We start from the raw sequence: 15142 nt of genomic DNA on the forward strand, positions 1-15142 counted from the left end.
GTACTTCATGAGTATCAAGGAGGCCTCATGAAACACAACGACCTATTCACTATCGAGTACCAGCTGCACGGCGAGCCCAAGTCTTTCATCGTGCGCGCGCCGCGCATGGACAATGCCGAGGCTTGGCATTGGGCCAGTTGTGACGCTGGTGTGGCGGTGATCCCCAAATTTGGGCAACACACCTTCAAGCGTGTGTCCAAACCGATGGCGGAGAAATACGGCATTACCCAGGTGCGCTGGAGTGGCGCGGCACAGATTCAATGGGCGGAGGGCCTCAGAGGATGAACAGCCAGACTCTTGGTTACACAACGACAAACAGGCGGGGCGATGAGGTCGCGCGAAACGCCGAGATGTTTTTTGAAGCGGATCGATTGGATGCCTTGGCGTACGAGATTATCGAGTCCTACAGCGGCGATGCGCAGACGTGGGCGCGCTTTACCGAGGCGAAGAAACGTGCGGATGCGCAGCGTACGGTGGCTTATCGGGAGTGGATGCGGATTCATCGTTCCAAGCGAAAATAACGTCAGTGGGCACGCATGACCTGACACTCCACGATCCAAATGTGGGAGCTGGTTTGCCTGCGATGGCGGCCTAACAGTCAACACAGTGGGGCCGGGTACATATCCGTTATTTAGGTAACGGCTACTTAGGGTTCCGCCCTGACGGCGGCTCACTTTCGAAAAGCGCGAAAGTAAGCAAAGCGCTCTTGCCCCACCACTCGGCACCTCGCTTAGGCTCGGTGTGCCCGTAATCCGCCAGTGATTTGGGGGGCCGCCGCCACGCGCCATCCATGGCGCGGGGCGGCTAAACCGGCATCCCTGCCGGTTTACCCCCCAAATCCCTGTCGAATTCCGGCCAGCGTGGTTTAACGGGGCGCTTGAGATCAAAAGCAGATCAAGATCAAGAGCGGCTCGCTTCGCATCGTGGTTACCGTTGGGTGCTGCTACAAGCTAAAAAATTGTGTCGATACCTATGCTGCGATAGCGGCCTGACAGCCGCTCAGGATGTCAGGCCCGGCGAATACCCCTCGCGTTCATGCCCCTGACTCGGGATCTTTCGAAGGCCCTCCAGGGGCGACACCGCCTTGCTCCTTCCCGTGTTGTCCGCCTGCCGGTGACTGCGATTTATCGTTTCGCTTAGCCGCCGGCGGGCGCACCTTTCGCTCGGAGTGGTTCGGTTCGTGGCGCTTCGAGGCTTCGCTCATATCCCCCTCCTTCCTCACTGATCAAAGTATCGGCTTGCCACCCGTCACACCGTAGCGTTCGCCGGAAATATAGCTGCCTTCATCCGACGCCAGCAGTACATAGATCGGCGCCACTTCCACCGGCTGGCCGGGGCGTCCCATTGGGGTGTTGCCGCCAAAGTTTTTCACCATGTCCGGCGTCATCGTCGAGACGATCAACGGTGTCCAGATGGGCCCCGGTGCCACGCTGTTGACGCGAATCCCGCGCTCGCCGAGCATCTGCGCCAGGCCGGCGGTGAAGTTGGCAATCGCGCCCTTGGTGGCCGCATAGGGCAACAGGCTGGGGTTGGGCATATCGGAGTTGACTGAGCTGGTGTTGATGATCGAACTGCCCTCGGCCATGTGCGGCAGCGCGGCCTTGCAGATGCGGAACATCGCGGTGATGTTGACGTTGAAGGTTTTCACCCAGTCCTCGTCGGGGATGTCTTCCAGCGACTGATAGGTCATCTGGAACGCTGCGTTGTTGACCAGCACATCGATGCGGCCGAACTTCTCCACGGTGTCGTTGACGATGGCCGTGCAGTGATCCGCATTGCCCAGGTCGCCGGGCAGTAACAGGCATTGACGACCCGCCGCCTCGACCCAGCGTGCGGTTTCCTTGGCGTCTTCATGTTCATCCAGGTACGACACCGCCACGTCTGCGCCTTCACGTGCGAAGGCAATGGCCACGGCCCGCCCGATGCCGCTGTCGGCTCCGGTGACCAAGGCGATTTTATTGGCGAGCCGGCCCGAGCCTTGGTACGACTGCTCACCGCAATCGGGCATCGGGTCCATCTTGCGCTGCTCACCGGGTACGGACTGTTGCTGGGGTTGGAACGGTGGTTTTGGATAGCTGTTCATCAGAGCTTCTCCTGGGTGGGTTTCTCTTTGCGAGGGTTTGCCAGCAAGCGAAGTTCAGACGGATTTTCAGAAAATCGGATAACCGTGCACCCACGGTGGCCACTCGTCAGTTTGATTAAACCTTCCGACGGTTACGCGTCTCAACCGGGGCGTAGTGGTCCGTCGAATAACCGGGTGGCCTCAAGGCATTTTTGTTGGCAGCAGGTTTTCAGCTATATTTCACTGTCGGTTCAGCCCTCGCCCTCGTTGTTCAAGTTCTTCCCTCTACACCCCGTCTTCCTGTGCGCCGTTAACCAAGGTTGGTATTTATGAAGTCTGCCCCCCCGCGGTCCCCCAACGTACCGCAACGCAAAGATCTGACCCCCAGCAACCTGAGTTTCCCGGTGGTGGGTATCGGTGCGTCGGCGGGCGGGCTGCAAGCCGTGAAAGCGTTTTTTGAGCACATGCCCAAAGACTGCGGCATGGCCTTCGTGGTGGTCCTGCATCTTTCGCCCGACCATCAAAGCGTGGCAGACAAGATCATTCAGGAAACGACCCGCATGCCGGTGTCGCAGGTCAATGACGCCACGCCCATCGAAAAGAACCACGTGTACGTCATCTCACCGGCGCAGTTGTTGAAGATGAACGATGGCTACCTCGCGGTCTCGCCTGCCGTGCGCGATGGTGGATCGCACATTGCCATCGACCTGTTTTTTCGCGACCTGGCAGACACCCATAAAGAACGCGCGTTTTGCCTGATCCTGTCCGGTACCGGCTCAGACGGCGCGGTGGGGCTGTCACGGATCAAAGAGCAAGGCGGCATCACCCTGGTGCAAGCCCCGGAAGACGCCGAGTACGATGGCATGCCGCTGGCGGCCATCGAAACGCAGATGGTCGACCTGGTGCTGCCTGTGGTGGAAATGCCGCAGAAGCTGCTGGAACTGTGGCGCAATGCCCAGTCGATTGTCCTGCCCACCGCCAACGACCCGGAGATCAAGACCACCCCACCCAGCTCCGAACGCGATGCCGCCGTGGCCGAACAACTGTTGCTGGATATTCTGATCCAACTGCGCGCCAGTACCGGGCATGACTTCAAGCATTACAAACGCGCCACGGTGTTGCGTCGTATCGAGCGGCGCTTGCAGGTCACGGCTCAACCCGACCTGGCCACCTATTACAACTTCCTCCAGGCCAACCCGGACGAAACCAAGGCGTTGCTGGGCGACATGCTGATTGGCGTGACCAACTTCTTCCGCGACCGCGAGGCCTTCGAAGCCCTTGAGCGAGACGTGATCCCCAACCTGGTGAAGTCACTGGAAGACAGCGTGCCGCACCGTGAGGAGGTGCGTATCTGGTCGGCGGGTTGCTCAACCGGCGAGGAGGCCTACAGCCTGGCGATGCTGGTGGCCGAGCAACTGGCGCTGGATGCCAGCGGCGCAAAGATGCAGGTGTTTGCCACCGATATTGATGAGCGGGCCATTACCCATGGCCGCAATGGTGTGTACCCCGAAGCGATCATCACCGACGTACCGCCTCAACGGTTGCGCCAGTACTTTGCCAAGGAGAAGAATCAGCACTACCGGGTGCGCAAGGAAATTCGCGAGAAGGTGCTGTTCGCCAAACACAGCCTGTTGGCCGACCCACCGTTCTCGCAGATCGACCTGATCGTGTGCCGCAACCTGTTGATCTACCTGGACCGCGAAGTGCAGCGCGACATCCTGCAAATGTTCCACTTCGCGTTGCGCCCCGGTGGCTACCTGTTCCTCGGCTCTTCGGAGTCGGCCGACGGCTGCCTGGACCTGTTCGTACCGGTGGACAAGCGCAACCGCATTTTCAGGGTGCGTGCCGGCTCATCCGCCGTACGCCGCGCCCCAACCATGCCACGTGGCGGCTATCTGCGCCCGAGCACCACGACACTGACGATTGAAACCAAGGCGCCCAACAAGGTCTCGTTCGCGGATATCCACCTGCGCGCCCTGGAAAAAGCCGCGCCGCCCAGCGTCATCGTGAATATGCAGGCCGATATCCTGCACATGAGTGAAGGCGCCGGGCGATTCCTGCGCTACGTGGCCGGCGAGGTGACGCACAACCTGCTGACGCTGGTGCACCCCGATTTGCGCCTGGATATTCGCACCACGCTGTTCCAGGTCCAGCAATCGAATAACCCGGTGTCTTCGCGCAAGATCCGCATCCAACGCGAGCAAGGCCCCTTCCTGGTGGACATCAGCGCCCGCCCCTACCGCGATGAAGCGACCGAAAACGACTACGTGCTGGTGATCTTCCAGGAAACCGCCGTCGACCCGTTGCTGCCCTACATCGACGCCGTCAGCCAGGCCGAAAACGCGATCATGAGCAACCTGGAGCGCGAGCTGCAACGCACCAAGTTGCACCTGCAGGACACCATCGAACAGGCGGAAGTCTCCAGCGAGGAACTCAAGGCCTCCAACGAAGAAATGCAGGCCGTCAACGAAGAACTGCGCTCGGCCACCGAGGAGCTGGAAACCAGCAAGGAAGAGCTGCAGTCGATCAACGAAGAACTGCTGACCGTCAATTTCGAGCTCAAGACCAAGGTGGAAGAGACGGACAAGGTCAACGATTACCTGACCAACCTGATCGCGTCCACCGACATTGCCACGGTCTTCGTCGACCGCAACATGCGCATTCGCTGGTTCACACCGCGAGCCACGGATATTTTCAGCATGCTGCCGGTGGACACCGGGCGTTCGCTGCTGGACATCACCCACCGCCTCGATTACCCGCAAATGACCGAAGACGCCACCACCGTGTTTGAGTCGCTGAGCATGATCGAGCGGGAAATCAGCAGCAACGACGACCGCTGGTACATTGCGCGGTTACTGCCGTACCGCTCCAGCGAAGATCACATTGACGGCACCGTGCTGACCTTCATTGATATCACCAAGCGGCGCCAGGCCGAAGAGGAACTGCGCCTGGGCGAGGAACGCATGCGCCTGGTCGCCGAGAGCACCCATGACTTTGCCATCATCATCCTCGATGATCATGGCGCCATCACCGACTGGAACACCGGTGCCGAACTGATCTTCGGCTACACCAAGGACGAGGTGCTGGGCGCTTATTACGACCTGATTTTCTCCCCGGAAGACCGCTCCGCTGGCGTGCCGGAGAGCGAACTGCGCACCGCCCGCGAACATGGGCGTGGCGAAGATGAACGCTGGCACGTGCGCAAGGACGGCAGCCGCTTCTATTGCAGTGGCGAGGTCACCCAGCTCAAGAGCAACAGTTTGCGCGGCTACGTCAAGATTGCCCGGGACCTTACCGGCCACAAGCGCACGCAAGATGAACAGAATCAGCGCTTGAAGGAAACCCAGACCAACAGCCACCTCAAGGATGAGTTCTTCGCGGTGATGTCCCACGAACTCAAGCATCCGTTGAACCTGATCCAGCTGAACGCCGAACTGTTGCGGCGCTTGCCCGCCACCAAGGTTGCGGGCCCGGCCATCAAGGCGGTCAATACCATCTGCGAAGCGGTGTCCAGCCAGGCGCGGATCATTGACGACCTGCTGGACGTCGCCCGGGTTCGCACGGGCAAGCTGAAGCTGAAAAAGCAACCGATCGACCTGATTCGCACCCTCAAGGACATTCATAGCGTGGTGCTTGCCGACGGCCACCGTCGCCAGGTCAGCCTTCAAACTCCTTCGGTGCCGGGCCCACTGATCGTTGACGTAGACCCCACGCGCATCGAGCAAGTGATCTGGAACCTGGTCAACAACGCCCTGAAATTCACCCCCGAGGACGGCCAGGTGCAGTTGGTGGTCAGCCGAACGGACGGGCGCGCGCAACTGGACGTCATCGACAGCGGCGCAGGCCTGGCCGCAGACAGCCTGGAGAAAATCTTCGACCTGTTCGGGCAAGCGGAAAACCAGCATCAGACCCATCAGCGTGAAGGCCTGGGCATTGGCTTGTCGCTGGTACGGCAGTTGGTGGAGGCCCATGGTGGTTCGGTGAGTGTGCACTCGCGAGGGTTGGGCTTTGGTTGCACCTTCTCGATCTGGTTGCCGCTGTGCGAACAACAGAATCATCTGCTGGATAGCGGCGCTACCCAGCACGAAGATCAGCGCCTCAATGGCCTCAAGGTGTTACTGGTCGATGATTCAGCCGAAGTGCTTGAAGTACTGAATATGCTGCTGGAAATGGAAGGCGCCCAAGTGAGCGCCTTCAGCGACCCTTTGAGCGCGCTTGAAACAGCCCGGGATGCCCATTACGACGTGATTATTTCGGACATCGGCATGCCGAAAATGAATGGCCATGAGCTGATGCAGAAGCTGCGCAAAGTAGGCCACCTTCGACAGGCTCCGGCTATTGCCTTGACCGGCTACGGCGCTGGCAATGACCAGAAAAAGGCGACTGAATCGGGCTTTAATGCGCATGTCAGCAAACCCGTAGGCCATGATTCGCTCATCACTTTGATCGAAAAACTGTGCCGCTCACGCCCTTAGGCGTAGGGCAGGCGCTCAAGGGTAGATGAACTGAGAAAAGCGCACGGACGCGCCCGTTTTTGGTCGCGACACCTGGGTCTCCACACTGCCCATCGTGTCGCTGCGCAAGGTCAGGTACAACACGGCGTGGCCGGCGTTGTCACTCTGCATCCAGACGCTCACGCCCTCCCCGGCCGCCCTGGCCTTGAGCGGCTGAGGCTGCAGCATCTCGATATTGAAACCGCGCAGCAGCTCACCGCTCAACTCGACCTCCAGGGGTTCTTGGGCCTTGCCTTGCACATGAATCACCAGCCCGTCGGAGGCACCATTGCGCAAAAAGCGTTGGTACTCCACGCGCAACTGCCCATCGGCACTGCGCACTTCGCGGTTGCTCAGCGGCCCGCTGGAAAACAAGCCTGCCAAGCTCAAGCCGATCAGCGCCAGCAGCGCGTACCAACCCACCCGCTCAAAGCGCCAGACCTTGCGCTGCAAGGCCATGTTTTCCTGCACCGGATAATTGCGGCTGTGTAAGTCGTCGGGGCCTGGGTTGTTCATAGCGCGGCCCGGACTCAGCCCTTGCTGTGCTCGGGAGAAGACGGCCCCTTGGTGACACCCCTTGGGCCGGCAATCGCCCATATTGCGGCGCCCAAGAACGGCACGACCACGACTACCGCACTCCAGCCTGCCTTGCTCGCCGAGGCGTTATCGCTGCGCCAGATGCTGTTGATGATCCACGCATCAAGCAGTACGAGGATCACTGCCAGGCCTATCCAGAAGTAAGTGGTTTGCATGATGCACCTCCAGGTTATGTAACTTTGGGTGCACAGGCGCAGGCAGGGTTCATTATTTTTAAGGGCCTACCGTTGGACTCATCGACACTGAGCAAGTAGACACCCAACAGCCCCATCGGACTCGCCGTCTTCGAGGCTGCTTTTGACAATCGCAGGGTGCCATTGCTGGATCTCACCAAACTTCTTCATCACGCTCCAGGCGCGTTGTGCACGGCGTTCAAAACAGCGGAGAATTCAACCATTGGCATCGTATGACCCTTTGAATAGACAGCCCGGCGATCCCGGCATCAGGCGTGCCGGGATCGGTTGATGCTTACGCGTCGAACTGGTGATACACCTTGGCAATCACCTTCCAGACACCCTCAATTTTGATCAGTGTCAGGTAGTCGTTGTAATCGGCGCCAATCGCATCGTTTTCCATATCGACACGTACTACTGCGGTGCTCGGCGTAATTGCCAATACGTCAAGGCGAGTGGTGATTTGGGGGGCGCCGCCGTTCTTCGCAACGAAATCAAACAGGTTGTTGATCGGGCCGCCGAGCAACTCGCCATTGGTGAACCCATACATCACTGCGTCTTGATGGAAGGCTTGTGCAACGCTTTGAGCATTACCGGTACGCAGACCTTCCACGTACTGATTGGCTGTGGCGATGACAGCGTCGTACGCGTGGGTGGGTACTGCCTTGATATTCTTTGACATGCTTGTTTTTCCTTTCATAGGGGATGAGATGCCACACCGCTCGCCTGACATAGCCGAGGGGTCTTGCTGAATGAGTCAATGACCGCCGCCCGTTACCAATCCTGGCGCGTCGGCGAGATGATCAAGTCATTGACGGTGACGTTTTCCGGCTGGTTGAGCGCGTAAATCACTGCACGGGCGACATCGTCAGGCCCAATTGCAATCCGGTTCAGCGCCTGGGCAGCCTTGCGCCCCTGCGGATCACTGACCTTGTCCGCCCACCCTGTATTGATGACGCCAGGGCTGATCGTGTTAACGCGAATACCGTGCTGCACGCCAAGTTCTTTGCGCATGGACTCGGTCATGGCCTGGACGAAAAACTTGGTCGCACTGTAGACACCCGCAGACGGCCCTACCTGATGCCCTGCAACAGAGTCCATATTGAGAATCTGCCCGGACTTCTGTTCCAACATGAACGGCAATACTGCAGCCGTCATGTTGAGGTAACCCTTGATGTTCACATCGATCATCTTTTCCCAATCTTGCACGGCCAGATCAACCCAACGGGAAAAAAGCATCAGGCCAGCGTTGTTCACCAGAATGTCGATGGCGCCGTATGTTTCACGGGCAAACCTGGCAAGTGCCTGGGTTTGATCCGGTTGAGTCACATCAGTAGTAAACGCGACCACCTCACTTGCGGCCTCGCGCAGGTCAGCGACGAAAGACTCCAACGCCTCTTCATCAAGGGCGGCGGCAACCACACGCGCACCTTGCGCTACCAGCGCCCGGGTGGTTGCCGCGCCGATGCCTGAGGATGCGCCCGTGACGATGACTACCTTGTTTTGCAGGTAATTCATGTTCAATACCTTTTTGCAATGACTGCTATTGCGACGCCTGCGCCTTAATTAGCGCGGGACCTTGCTAGTGAGGCGTCAGCGGTTGGCCAATCGATGTAACCTTTTGCACCCCCGCCGTAGTAACTCTCGCGTGGAGCGATGGTCAGCTCAATACCGCGACGCAGACGCTCGACGAGGTCGGGGTTGGAAATGAACAAGCGACCAAATGCAACCGCATCGATCCGGCCCTGCGCCCGGCGTTCGATTGCCATCGCCAGGTCATAGTTGTTATTGCCTATGAATGGCCCTTCAAACTGGGCACTCAGTGCATCCAGGTCCACGCCTTCGGGCACGGTGCGGGAGGTCGCCGTGGCGCCCTCAACAAAATGCAGGTACGCCAGGTTCAATTGATTGAGCTGCTGGATCAGGTAGCCATAAGTCGCCATGACATTGCTGTCAGGAGGCGTATTACCGGCATCAGGGGTCACCGGTGAAAGGCGAATACCGACACGGTCGTTACCCCATATCGAAACCACGGCTTCGGTGACTTCCAAGGTCAGTCGCACCCGGTTCTCAATGGAGCCACCGTATTGATCGGTGCGTTTGTTAGTGGAATCACGCAGGAATTGATCGAGCAGATAGCTGTTGGCCGAATGCACTTCTACGCCATCAAAACCGGCTCGCTTGGCGTTCTCGGCGGCCCGCTTGTATTGCTCGATGATCCCTGGGATCTCCGAGGTTTGCAGCGCACGAGGCGTCGACACCTCGACAAAGCCATTTTCGGTGTAGGTGCTACCTTCAGCCTTGATCGCCGAAGGCGCTATCGGCGCTTCGCCGTTGGGTTGCAACTCGACACTGGAAAAACGTCCCACGTGCCACAACTGACTGACAATTTTGCCGCCCGCCGCGTGCACTGCGTCGGTGACCTTTTTCCAGCCGGCCACCTGTTCTTGCGACCAGATTCCCGGAGTCATGGCATAGCCACGTCCTTGGGCAGAAATGTTCGTCGCTTCGGCAATGATCAAGCCGGCACTGGCACGTTGAGCGTAGTAAGTGGCGTGCATTTCATTTGGCACACCGTCGTCGGCCATCCGGCTACGTGTGACGGGCGCCATGACTATCCGGTTAGCCAATTGCAGCGCCCCCAGATGCATGGGAGAAAAAAGGTCGGTATCCGTGGTGATATCGGTCATAAAGCCTCTCGATAAATTAGACCGGTCGTCTAGTAAAGTGGTAAAAAAAAACGCCCCTATGCCAGCAGACGCTTACTCGTGTTCAGCGCTGTTTCGAAAGCAGCCGTTGTGTTTCGCACCTTCACTAACAGTGAAGCCCCAAGCCACAGTTGATACAACGATTCAGCCAATGTCTCGGCGTTCTGGGTCGACGTGATGGAGCCATCGGCCATCCCCTGTTCAATACACCGGGTGATCCTCTGGATAATCAGCGCGGTGCCCTCTTCAAGTACGCTGCGCATGTCCTCCGAGAGGTCGCACACTTCTGCGCCGAGCTTCACCACCAGGCATTTCTCCTCGGGATGATCGAACGCCTGTGTCTTCGCCCAGTAACTCAGGTAGCCAATCAGCCGCTCGGCGCCAGTCCCTTGCGCTGCCATGACGATGTCTACCCGACCGATATACTCTTGGAAATACTCTTCCAGTAGTGCCTGGCCGAACTCCTCCTTGGAGCGGAAGTAGTGATAAAACGAGCCCTTGGGCACGCCCGCCGTCGTCAATACTTCCATAAGACCGACGGCGGTATAGCCCTTGTGGGTCATCAGTGTCTTCGCTACATCGATGATGTGCTGTCGCATGTCCAGATTAGATTTTTTCATAATGACGAGAGCCTATCCAAAACTAGACCGGTCGTCTACAAAACATTAGCAATACCTGACGAATGACCTCCTGCGTTCTCGCCTATCGTTGCTCCTGCAAACGACTAAGCCCGTGCGGCTGGATAATCCGTTGAAGGTCTGAGCTCGACCTTTTCCCACTTGGCGATGACTAACGGGGCAATGGCATTGCCCAACACGTTCAACGTAGTGGTTCCACTGTCGATGATCCTGAAAATGCCAGCGATCAACGCCACGCCTTCCAGTGGAAGACCTGCTGAGGCCAATGTCGCTGACAAGATGATGATGGCGAAACCTGGCACCCCTGCTGCGCCCTTGGAAGTCAGCACCATGGTCACCACCAACAGCATCTGTTGGGATAACGACAGGTCGATGCCATGGAGTTGCGCGACAAAGATCGTCGCCACCCCAAGAAAAATCGACGCACCATCGAGGTTGAACGCATACCCCACCGGCACCACGAAACTGACGATCCGACGCGGCACGCCGTAACTTTCCATCTTTGTCATCAACTGCGGCATCACTGCGGCCGAGGCGGCACTTGAGAACGCGAGCATCAACTCATCGCGCAAGTACCGGATCAACTTGAAAATGTTTTCGCCTATCAAGTAACAAATACCGCCAAGTACCACCAACGCAAAAACAATCAGCGCCAGGTACACAACACCAATCAACTTGAGCAATGGCAACAAAGAAGCGAAACCAAACGTCGCCACGGTCGCGCCGATCATGCCGAACACACCCACAGGCGCATAAGCCATAACCATGGAGACAACCTTGAACATCGCATCGCAAACACTTTGAAGCAGTGCGATGACCGGTGCGTTTTTCTCTTTCGGCAAGGCGTTCAATGCCAAGCCGAACAGCACGGCAAAAAACAACACCGACAGCAATTTCCCCTCGGACATCGCAGCCAATACGTTATCGGGCACGATGTTCTGCAATATTACCAGCGCTCCTTTCGGCGGCTCCAGCATGATGGATGCGGCACCGTGCGAAACACCGGAAATATCGGTACCTGTTCCCGGTTCGAAGAGATTTGCGAAACACAAGCCTATGACGACGGCCAGCGCGGTAATCGCAAAGAAATAACCGAGCGAGCGCACACCCATGCGGCCAAATGACTTGCTGTCTGGGCCACCGGCAATGCCCAGAATCATGCAGCAGAACACGATTGGCACAACGACCATCTTCATCATCTTGATAAAGATGTCACCAAGCGGTTTCAGAACCTGCACGCTGACCCATGCCTGATAGTGCGGATGGGTATTGAAGTACCAACCGACAAGCACGCCAAGCAACAGCCCGGCAACGATTTGCCACACCAAGGGAATACGTTTCATGTCTAGCCTTCTTGTTGGTATGAAAGGTCTGCGTTATCAGCAGTTGCTAGAGTCATGAGCTTGCAGCTCACGTGAGCACCCATGGCACAGCTCAGCTGTGCCATGGGTGTTCTTATTTCGCGAAGAGCTGGCCCATATCCTTGAACGCCTTGAATTCAAGGGCATTGCCGCAAGGATCAAACAGGAACATGGTGGCTTGCTCGCCAACCTGACCTTTAAAACGAATGTACGGTTCGATCACAAATTCGGTACCAAACGACTTCAGTCGCTCGGCCAGCGCTTCCCATTGCTCCCAACCCAGAATGATGCCGAAGTGCGGAACAGGAACATCATGACCATCGACCGGATTGCTATGAACACTTTCTTGAGAGGCGGTTTTGGGATGCTCGTGAATCACCAGTTGATGACCATAGAAATTGAAATCGACCCATTGAGTGCTGGACCGCCCTTCTTCTAAACCAAAAACCTCACCGTAGAAGGTCCGTGTTGAAGCCAGGTCGTAAACAGGTATTGCGAGGTGGAATGGCGAGAGGCTCATCAGATCTCCAGTGCTTTTTTTGTGGGCTTGGCGAACATTCCCCCGTCATTGCCTCGCTTGGCTCAGCCGTTGCCGGGGATGGAAAACATCGTAGGACGGAAAACCCAACATAAAAATCAATATATATTTCTTAGAAACACAATTAATATTTATGAATGATCAAAGAACTCAAGACACTCATCGCTGTTGCGCGGGAAGGCACTTTTGCCGCTGCCGGCAACAGAATCGGCCTGACCCAGGCCGCTGTGAGCGCGCAAATCCAGCGCCTCGAAGCTGAACTGGGCGTCGAAATTTTCGACAGAAAAGGACGCTCTGCGCATCTCAATAGAATGGGCCACCAGGTACTCTTGCAAGCTCAGGAGCTGCTCAATCTTTACGACAACCTGGGTTCCTCGACGATGGGACAACCCACCAACGAGCGGGTGACTATCGGCGCAATCGCGTCGGTGCAGCGCTCATATTTGCCCGAATCGCTGGCTAGGTTTCACCAGCAATGCCCGCAATGTCGCACGCGAATCATTCCAGGGCTGTCGATGGAATTGGTCAACCTCGTCGACGCTGGCGAGATCGACATGGCCACCATCATTCGCCCCCCCTTCTCGCTTCAGAGTGACCTGCACTGGACGACGCTGGCGCGGGAGCCCTACCGGCTGATAGTACCGAGCGAAGTGCCGGGTGAAGACTGGTCGGCGCTCCTGTCCAGCCATCCTTTCATTCGCTATGACCGCTCATCGTTCGGCGGCCGGCAGGTTGATCGATTTGTGCGGCAAATGCATTTCGCGCTGCATGAGGTGTGCGAACTGGATGAGCTGGAAGCCATCCTCCAGTTGGTTAAAAAGGGCGTAGGCGTCGCATTGGTGCCGCAAACGTGCAGAGATCCGGAGTGGCCTATGGGTGTTCGAACACTCGATCTGGGCATACACACCTTTCATCGTGATATCGGGCTCATACACCGTTCTCGCCAAAGCCTCACCGAACCGGTGCGGATACTGGCTGACTTGATCTCTGACCAGTTCAAGCGAGGCCTGATCTAACCAAGCGCTCGCCAGTGGTCGCCACCCGACCACGCCGATAGCTCGAGGACAGAACGTCTAGAAACGAGACGAGATGAAACGTATCAGTCTCACAAAAAACACATTTTATGCATAAATGCATTTTTATCCTTGACCGAGAAAGCCGAGTCTTTTAAATTCAAATAACTGTATATGAATACAGTATTTTGAATCCCTTCATGGACGAGGCTTACTATGAAAAGCACCCCTGAGAAATTTGGTAAAACACCCCATCAACCCAGCCTGTGGACCCGCGCCGATGCGCTCAAAGTCCATGCGGACGACCCCACCACCACCCAGCCACTGGTCAGTGCGAACTTCCCGGTATTGAGTGACGAGGTTTTTATCTGGGACACCATGCCGCTGCGTGATATCGACGGCAACATCACCTCCGTTGACGGCTGGTCGGTGATCTTCACCCTCACTGCGGATCGCCACCCGAACGACCCGCAATACCTCGATCAGAATGGCAACTACGACGTCATCCGCGACTGGAACGATCGCCATGGCCGGGCAAAGATGTACTACTGGTTCTCCCGCACCGGCAAAGACTGGAAGCTCGGCGGCCGGGTAATGGCTGAAGGAGTTTCGCCCACCGTGCGCGAGTGGGCCGGCACGCCGATCCTGTTGAACGAGCAAGGCGAAGTGGACCTGTACTACACCGCCGTCACGCCCGGCGCGACCATCGTCAAGGTGCGTGGCCGCGTGGTGACCACCGAGCATGGCGTCAGCCTGGTGGGCTTCGAGAAGGTCAAGCCGCTGTTCGAAGCGGACGGCAAGATGTACCAGACCGAAGCGCAAAACGCCTTCTGGGGCTTTCGCGATCCATGGCCGTTCCGCGACCCGAAGGACGGCAAGCTGTACATGCTGTTCGAAGGCAACGTGGCCGGCGAACGCGGTTCGCACAAGGTCGGTAAAGCCGAAATCGGCGACGTGCCGCCAGGCTATGAAGACGTCGGCAACTCACGCTTCCAGACCGCCTGCGTCGGGATCGCCGTGGCCCGTGACGAAGACGGCGACGACTGGGAAATGCTGCCGCCGCTGCTGACCGCAGTCGGCGTCAACGACCAGACCGAACGCCCGCACTTCGTGTTTCAGGACGGCAAGTACTACCTGTTCACCATCAGCCACACCTTTACCTACGCCGACGGCGTGACCGGCCCGGACGGCGTGTACGGCTTCGTCGCCGACTCGCTGTTCGGCCCGTATGTACCGTTGAACGGCTCTGGCCTGGTACTGGGCAACCCGTCCTCCCAACCGTTCCAGACCTACTCGCACTGCGTCATGCCCAACGGCCTGGTGACCTCCTTCATCGACAGCGTACCGACCGACGACACCGGCACGCAGATCCGTATCGGTGGCACCGAAGCACCGACGGTGGGCATCAAGATCAAAGGGCAGCAAACGTTCGTGGTCGCCGAGTATGACTACGGCTACATCCCGCCGATGCTCGACGTCACGCTCAAGTAAACGGAGGCTATGAGGCAGCGGGTTTGAATACATGGCAAACCCGCACCTGTGGCGGCCTGACAGTCGAG

Annotated in this window: 14 protein-coding genes; 5 read left to right on the top strand and 9 right to left on the bottom strand. The window is 57.7% G+C overall.

Features of this window, described 5'->3' with window-relative positions; all coding sequences use genetic code 11:
- Positions 1–27: 27 nt before the first annotated feature.
- Both PSH76_RS16380 and PSH76_RS16385 read left to right on the top strand, forming a co-directional pair.
- Positions 28–285, top strand: coding sequence for a DUF6555 family protein (locus PSH76_RS16380; protein WP_003190423.1), 258 nt, complete (start codon positions 28–30; stop codon positions 283–285).
- On the top strand, positions 282–521 hold the full coding sequence (locus PSH76_RS16385; RefSeq protein WP_305492592.1) for a hypothetical protein: 240 nt from the start codon (positions 282–284) through the stop codon (positions 519–521). Before PSH76_RS16380 ends, PSH76_RS16385 begins: the two co-directional genes overlap by 4 nt.
- A gap of 704 nt (positions 522–1225) precedes the next feature.
- On the opposite strand, the gene PSH76_RS16390 is transcribed toward PSH76_RS16385, so the two are convergent.
- A complete protein-coding gene (locus tag PSH76_RS16390; protein WP_138762640.1) occupies positions 1226–2083 on the bottom strand; it encodes an SDR family oxidoreductase in 858 nt (285 codons plus the stop codon).
- A gap of 308 nt (positions 2084–2391) precedes the next feature.
- Between PSH76_RS16390 and PSH76_RS16395 the strand changes: the two genes are divergently transcribed.
- Positions 2392–6537: a CheR family methyltransferase gene (locus tag PSH76_RS16395; RefSeq protein WP_305492593.1), complete on the top strand. Its 4146-nt coding sequence runs from the start codon at positions 2392–2394 to the stop codon at positions 6535–6537.
- Positions 6538–6552: 15 nt separating this feature from the next.
- Here PSH76_RS16395 and PSH76_RS16400 read toward each other — a convergent pair whose 3' ends face one another.
- From PSH76_RS16400 to PSH76_RS16435, 8 genes are all read right to left on the bottom strand, one after another.
- The gene (locus PSH76_RS16400) at positions 6553–7071 is read right to left on the bottom strand and encodes a hypothetical protein (RefSeq protein WP_098952003.1); all 519 of its coding nucleotides are present in this window, start codon (positions 7069–7071) and stop codon (positions 6553–6555) included.
- Positions 7072–7085: 14 nt separating this feature from the next.
- Positions 7086–7307, bottom strand: a complete 222-nt coding sequence (locus tag PSH76_RS16405; protein WP_305492594.1) for a PLDc N-terminal domain-containing protein — start codon at positions 7305–7307, stop codon at positions 7086–7088.
- 313 nt (positions 7308–7620) lie between these two features.
- Entirely contained in the window at positions 7621–8007 is a 387-nt protein-coding gene (locus tag PSH76_RS16410) for a nuclear transport factor 2 family protein (protein WP_032892368.1), read from the bottom strand.
- A gap of 92 nt (positions 8008–8099) precedes the next feature.
- Entirely contained in the window at positions 8100–8843 is a 744-nt protein-coding gene (locus PSH76_RS16415; protein WP_032892370.1) for an SDR family oxidoreductase, read from the bottom strand.
- 44 nt (positions 8844–8887) lie between these two features.
- Positions 8888–10015 carry an alkene reductase gene (locus PSH76_RS16420; RefSeq protein ID WP_032892371.1) on the bottom strand — a complete coding sequence of 376 codons (1128 nt, stop codon included), beginning with the start codon at positions 10013–10015 and terminating at the stop codon, positions 8888–8890.
- A gap of 56 nt (positions 10016–10071) precedes the next feature.
- Complete coding sequence (locus PSH76_RS16425; protein WP_032892373.1) at positions 10072–10653, bottom strand: TetR/AcrR family transcriptional regulator; 582 nt, start codon at positions 10651–10653, stop codon at positions 10072–10074.
- Positions 10654–10757: 104 nt separating this feature from the next.
- On the bottom strand, positions 10758–12014 hold the full coding sequence (locus PSH76_RS16430; RefSeq protein WP_032892374.1) for a cation:dicarboxylate symporter family transporter: 1257 nt from the start codon (positions 12012–12014) through the stop codon (positions 10758–10760).
- Positions 12015–12126: 112 nt separating this feature from the next.
- The gene (locus PSH76_RS16435; RefSeq protein ID WP_014718007.1) at positions 12127–12552 is read right to left on the bottom strand and encodes a VOC family protein; all 426 of its coding nucleotides are present in this window, start codon (positions 12550–12552) and stop codon (positions 12127–12129) included.
- 155 nt (positions 12553–12707) lie between these two features.
- Between PSH76_RS16435 and PSH76_RS16440 the strand changes: the two genes are divergently transcribed.
- Positions 12708–13586, top strand: a complete 879-nt coding sequence (locus PSH76_RS16440; protein WP_305492595.1) for a LysR family transcriptional regulator — start codon at positions 12708–12710, stop codon at positions 13584–13586.
- A gap of 213 nt (positions 13587–13799) precedes the next feature.
- The gene (locus tag PSH76_RS16445) at positions 13800–15074 is read left to right on the top strand and encodes a glycoside hydrolase family 68 protein (protein ID WP_032892378.1); all 1275 of its coding nucleotides are present in this window, start codon (positions 13800–13802) and stop codon (positions 15072–15074) included.
- The last annotated feature ends 68 nt before the right edge of the window (positions 15075–15142 follow it).

It is taken from the genome of Pseudomonas sp. FP215 (genome assembly GCF_030687795.1).
GTDB classification, from domain to species: Bacteria; Pseudomonadota; Gammaproteobacteria; order Pseudomonadales; family Pseudomonadaceae; genus Aquipseudomonas; species Aquipseudomonas salmasensis.

Bases quoted from the DNA above. Each gene is read 5' to 3' on its own strand.
- PSH76_RS16390 (WP_138762640.1), bottom strand. From the start codon at position 2,083: ATGAACAGCTATCCAAAACCACCGTTCCAACCCCAGCAACAGTCCGTA.
- PSH76_RS16435 (WP_014718007.1), bottom strand. From the start codon at position 12,552: ATGAGCCTCTCGCCATTCCACCTCGCAATACCTGTTTACGACCTGGCT.
- PSH76_RS16425 (WP_032892373.1), bottom strand. From the start codon at position 10,653: ATGAAAAAATCTAATCTGGACATGCGACAGCACATCATCGATGTAGCG.
- PSH76_RS16405 (WP_305492594.1), bottom strand. From the start codon at position 7,307: ATGCAAACCACTTACTTCTGGATAGGCCTGGCAGTGATCCTCGTACTG.
- PSH76_RS16430 (WP_032892374.1), bottom strand. From the start codon at position 12,014: ATGAAACGTATTCCCTTGGTGTGGCAAATCGTTGCCGGGCTGTTGCTT.
- PSH76_RS16445 (WP_032892378.1), top strand. From the start codon at position 13,800: ATGAAAAGCACCCCTGAGAAATTTGGTAAAACACCCCATCAACCCAGC.
- PSH76_RS16400 (WP_098952003.1), bottom strand. From the start codon at position 7,071: ATGAACAACCCAGGCCCCGACGACTTACACAGCCGCAATTATCCGGTG.
- PSH76_RS16415 (WP_032892370.1), bottom strand. From the start codon at position 8,843: ATGAATTACCTGCAAAACAAGGTAGTCATCGTCACGGGCGCATCCTCA.
- PSH76_RS16410 (WP_032892368.1), bottom strand. From the start codon at position 8,007: ATGTCAAAGAATATCAAGGCAGTACCCACCCACGCGTACGACGCTGTC.
- PSH76_RS16380 (WP_003190423.1), top strand. From the start codon at position 28: ATGAAACACAACGACCTATTCACTATCGAGTACCAGCTGCACGGCGAG.
- PSH76_RS16440 (WP_305492595.1), top strand. From the start codon at position 12,708: ATGATCAAAGAACTCAAGACACTCATCGCTGTTGCGCGGGAAGGCACT.
- PSH76_RS16395 (WP_305492593.1), top strand. From the start codon at position 2,392: ATGAAGTCTGCCCCCCCGCGGTCCCCCAACGTACCGCAACGCAAAGAT.
- PSH76_RS16385 (WP_305492592.1), top strand. From the start codon at position 282: ATGAACAGCCAGACTCTTGGTTACACAACGACAAACAGGCGGGGCGAT.
- PSH76_RS16420 (WP_032892371.1), bottom strand. From the start codon at position 10,015: ATGACCGATATCACCACGGATACCGACCTTTTTTCTCCCATGCATCTG.